This window comes from Cupriavidus sp. FW305-46 (assembly GCF_058787075.1).
The window spans coordinates 1-1,943 of the sequence record NZ_JBYSZI010000126.1 but is presented as its reverse complement, the minus strand read 5'-3'; the positions used below and the strand labels follow the sequence as shown (position 1 = coordinate 1,943).

The window sequence follows — 1,943 nt, the reverse complement described above, 5'->3', positions numbered from 1 at the left end:
GTGCGTGGTAGGAGAGCGTTCTGTAAGCCTGTGAAGGTGTCTTGTAAAGGATGCTGGAGGTATCAGAAGTGCGAATGCTGACATGAGTAGCGATAAAGGGGGTGAAAGGCCCCCTCGCCGTAAGCCCAAGGTTTCCTACGCAACGTTCATCGGCGTAGGGTGAGTCGGCCCCTAAGGCGAGGCAGAGATGCGTAGCTGATGGGAAGCAGGTTAATATTCCTGCACCGTCGTATGATGCGATGGGGGGACGGATCGCGGAAGGTTGTCCGGGTGTTGGAAGTCCCGGTCCCTGCATTGGAGAAGGCGCTCAGGCAAATCCGGGCGCGGGATTCAAGGATGTGGGGCGAGCGGCCTAGTGCTGCGAAGCAATTGGAAGTGGTTCCAAGAAAAGCCTCTAAGCTTCAGTCATACGAGACCGTACCGCAAACCGACACAGGTGGGCGAGATGAGTATTCTAAGGCGCTTGAGAGAACTCGGGAGAAGGAACTCGGCAAATTGGTACCGTAACTTCGGGATAAGGTACGCCCTGGTAGCTTGACTGGCCTGCGCCAGAAGGGTGAAGGGGTTGCAATAAAATGGTGGCTGCGACTGTTTAATAAAAACACAGCACTCTGCAAACACGAAAGTGGACGTATAGGGTGTGACGCCTGCCCGGTGCCGGAAGATTAAATGATGGGGTGCAAGCTCTTGATTGAAGTCCCGGTAAACGGCGGCCGTAACTATAACGGTCCTAAGGTAGCGAAATTCCTTGTCGGGTAAGTTCCGACCTGCACGAATGGCGTAACGATGGCCACACTGTCTCCTCCCGAGACTCAGCGAAGTTGAAGTGTTTGTGATGATGCAATCTCCCCGCGGCTAGACGGAAAGACCCCATGAACCTTTACTGTAGCTTTGCATTGGACTTTGAACCGATCTGTGTAGGATAGGTGGGAGGCTTTGAAGCGTGGACGCTAGTTCACGTGGAGCCGTCCTTGAAATACCACCCTGGTTTGTTTGAGGTTCTAACCTTGACCCGTGAATCCGGGTCGGGGACAGTGCATGGTAGGCAGTTTGACTGGGGCGGTCTCCTCCCAAAGTGTAACGGAGGAGTTCGAAGGTACGCTTGGTACGGTCGGACATCGTACCTAAAGTGCAATGGCAAAAGCGTGCTTAACTGCGAGACCGACAAGTCGAGCAGGTGCGAAAGCAGGACATAGTGATCCGGTGGTTCTGAATGGAAGGGCCATCGCTCAACGGATAAAAGGTACTCTGGGGATAACAGGCTGATACCGCCCAAGAGTTCATATCGACGGCGGTGTTTGGCACCTCGATGTCGGCTCATCTCATCCTGGGGCTGTAGCCGGTCCCAAGGGTATGGCTGTTCGCCATTTAAAGAGGTACGTGAGCTGGGTTTAAAACGTCGTGAGACAGTTTGGTCCCTATCTGCCGTGGGCGTTGGAATCTTGACGGGGGCTGCTCCTAGTACGAGAGGACCGGAGTGGACGTACCGCTGGTGTACCTGTTGTCTCGCCAGAGGCATCGCAGGGTAGCTATGTACGGAAGAGATAACCGCTGAAAGCATCTAAGCGGGAAACTCGCCTGAAGATGAGGATTCCCTGGAGGCTTGACCTCCTTGAAGGGTCGTTCGAGACCAGGACGTTGATAGGCTGGGTGTGGAAGCGCAGTAATGCGTTAAGCTAACCAGTACTAATTGCCCGTAAGGCTTGATCCTATAACCAGTGTGTTTTGCCTGGTGAGTCGATCGCCTTGTGCCAGATACGCACAACCCCAACTACATCCCTATTCGCAGCGTTGACCTCAACCTCAGCGCTGCAACCCCTCATGCCTGGTGACCATAGCGAGCTGGAACCACCCCTTCCCATCCCGAACAGGTCCGTGAAACAGCTCCGCGCCGATGATAGTGCGGATTCCCGTGTGAAAGTAGGTCATCGCCAGGCTCTTAT

2 rRNA genes (1 of these 2 running past the window's edge) are annotated in these 1,943 nt (G+C 54.4%); both read left to right on the top strand.

Annotated elements, in window-relative coordinates:
* Nucleotides 1-1,711: ribosomal RNA gene (locus tag AC3WON_RS30925) — 23S ribosomal RNA — on the top strand (it extends 1,260 nt beyond the left edge of the window).
* Nucleotides 1,712-1,824: 113 nt separating this feature from the next.
* Nucleotides 1,825-1,937 (top strand): 5S ribosomal RNA (gene rrf, locus AC3WON_RS30920).
* Nucleotides 1,938-1,943 lie beyond the last annotated feature (6 nt).